The sequence below is a fragment of the Rhizobacter sp. P1_G5 genome (genome assembly GCF_056405435.1).
In genome coordinates this window covers 1-2,374 of the sequence record NZ_JBFUCB010000792.1, presented here as the reverse complement: position 1 = coordinate 2,374, position 2,374 = coordinate 1, and the positions used below count along the sequence as shown (strand labels likewise).

4 protein-coding genes are annotated in these 2,374 nt (G+C 72.6%); all 4 read left to right on the top strand.

From position 1 onward, the window contains the following. Nucleotides 1-490 (top strand): aminotransferase class III-fold pyridoxal phosphate-dependent enzyme (locus AC1D12_RS31140; RefSeq protein WP_477845062.1); only part of this gene is annotated, 490 nt, incomplete at its 5' end. Between the two features lie 73 nt (nt 491-563). Further along, a complete protein-coding gene (locus tag AC1D12_RS31135) occupies nt 564-1,058 on the top strand; it encodes an Lrp/AsnC family transcriptional regulator (protein WP_047504267.1) in 495 nt (164 codons plus the stop codon). 16 nt (nt 1,059-1,074) lie between these two features. Next, nucleotides 1,075-1,440, top strand: a complete 366-nt coding sequence (locus AC1D12_RS31130; protein ID WP_465111933.1) for a (2Fe-2S)-binding protein — start codon at nt 1,075-1,077, stop codon at nt 1,438-1,440. Continuing rightward, nucleotides 1,437-2,374, top strand: a 938-nt coding sequence (locus AC1D12_RS31125; RefSeq protein ID WP_477845061.1) for an NAD(P)/FAD-dependent oxidoreductase, incomplete at its 3' end; no start/stop codon positions are given. The genes AC1D12_RS31130 and AC1D12_RS31125, both read left to right, overlap by 4 nt.

The window sequence follows — 2,374 nt, the reverse complement described above, 5'->3', positions numbered from 1 at the left end:
GATGTCGGAGCAGGTCTTCGCCGGCATCGCCGACGGCGCGCCGGCGGGCGCGGCGATCGGCCACGGCGCGACCTACTCGGCCCACCCGGTCAGCGCGGCCATCGCGCTCGAGGTGCTGCGCCTGTACGACGAGGGCGGCATCCTCGCCCACGGCCAGGCGGTGGCGCCGCACTTCGCGGCCGTGATGGACGGCCTGCGCGATCACCCGCTGGTCGGCGAGTCGCGCCACCGCGGGCTGCTGGGCGCGCTGGARCTGGTGAGCGACAAGGCCACGAAGCACGGCTTCGATCCGGCGCTCGGCCTGCCGGACCGGCTGTTCGACGCCGGCTACCGGCGCGGGCTGATCTTCCGCTCGTTCGGCGACCACATCCTGGGCTTTGCGCCGGCGCTGTGCTTYACCGAGGACGAGTTCGTGCAGATGGCGCAGCGCCTGCGCGGCACGCTCGACGACGTGCTGCGCGAACCCGACCTGCGCGCCGCGCTGAAGTAGGCGGCGATGATGTTCTGCTCCACCGCGCGGTTTCCCGTCGCAAAATCGGCCACCCCAGACTCCTCTTCCTGCCGTGACCAGCTCCCTCAAGCTCGACCGCCTCGACCTGCGCATCCTGAGCCAGCTGCAGAAGAACGGGCGCATCACCAACGTCGACCTGGCCGAGGCCGTCGGCCTGTCGCCCAGCCCCTGCCTGATCCGCGTGAAGCGGCTCGAGCAGGCCGGCTACATCGCGGGCTACGGCGCGCAGCTGCGCCTGGAGAAGCTGGGCGACACGCTGACGGTGTTCACCGAGGTCACGCTGTCGGACCATCACCGCGAGGATTTCGTGCGCTTCGAGGCCGCGATCCGCGGGGTCGACGAGATCCTCGAGTGCCACCTGGTGAGCGGCGGCTACGACTACCTGCTGAAGTTCACGACGCGCGGCGTCAACCACTACCAGGCGCTGATCGAGGACCTGCTGGAGCGCAACATCGGCATCGAGAAGTACTTCAGCTTCATCGTGATCAAGTCGCCGTTCATCAAGACGCACTACCCGATCGAACGGCTGTTCCCGACCAACCCCTGATCCTGGTGGACCCCTCATGAAGCAGCCCACGCCCGGCCGCAGTGGGCGCTTCGTGCGCCTGGCCGAAACCGCGCGGCCTTCCATCCAGCTGCGCATCGACGGCCAGCCCGCCACGGCGCTCGAAGGCGACACGCTGCTGGTGGCGCTGCTGATGCACGGCCGGCAGCTGCGCCAGTCCGAGTTCGGCGATGGCGCGCGCGCCGGCTTCTGCCTGATGGGCGCCTGCCAGGACTGCTGGGTCTGGGACGATGCCGGCCGGCGCTTGCGCGCCTGCTCGACGGCGGCGCTCGACGGCATGAGCGTGCGCACCGCGCCGCCGGCGTCGCTGTGGCCGCTGACGCCGGAGCTGGCGCAACGCCGGCGCGGCGAGGTGCCGCGATGACGCCGCGCATGGTGGTCGTCGGCACCGGGCCGGCAGGGGTGCGTGCCGCGCAGGCACTGGTGCAGGCCGGCCTGCGTCCGATCGTCATCGATGAAGGGCGGCGCGACGGCGGCCAGATCTACCGCCGCCAACCGGAAGGCTTCCGGCGCAGCCACGCGACGCTGTATGGCAGCGAGGCCGCGAAGGCGCAGTCGCTGCACCGCGACTTCGACGCGCTGCACGGGCAGATCGAGCACCGCAGCGAAACGCTGGCCTGGAACCTGACGGCCGGCCAGCTGCACACCGTGCACGCGCCGAGCGGGCGCTCGCAGACGCTGGCCTTCGACGCGCTGATCGTCTGCGCCGGCGCCACCGACCGGCTGATGCCGGTGCCGGGCTGGCAGCGCGCCGGCTGCTACAGCCTGGGCGCGGCGCAGATCGCGCTGAAGGCGCAGGCCTGTGCGATCGGCTCGCGCGTGGTGTTCATCGGCAGCGGGCCGTTGCTGTACCTGGTCGCCGCGCAGTACCTGAAGGCCGGCGCGCGCGTCGAGGCGGTGCTGGACACCGCCCCGGCGCTGCCGGGCTGGACCGCGCTGCGCGGGCTGCTGCGGCGCCCGCGGCTGCTGCTGCGCGGCATCGCGCTGCAGGCCGCGCTGCGTCGGGCCGGCGTCGCGGTGCTGAACGGCGTGCAGCCGCTGCGCATCGACGGCTCGGCCGGCGACGGCGTGTCGGGCGTCGTGGTGCGCGATGCGCGGGGCGTTGAGCGCCGCTTCGAGGCCGATGCGGTCGGCCTCGGCTGGCACCTGCGCGCCGAGACGCAGCTGGCCGACCTGGCGCGCTGCGAGTTCGAGTTCGAGCCGGTGAGCCGGCAGTGGCTGCCGCGCATCGACGACTGCGGACGCAGCAGCACGCGCGGCGTGTACCTGGCCGGCGACGGCGCGCGCCTGCTCGGTGC

Excerpts from the sequence above, each read along its gene's own strand:
- AC1D12_RS31130 (WP_465111933.1), top strand. The coding sequence starts at position 1,075 with ATGAAGCAGCCCACGCCCGGCCGCAGTGGGCGCTTCGTGCGCCTGGCC.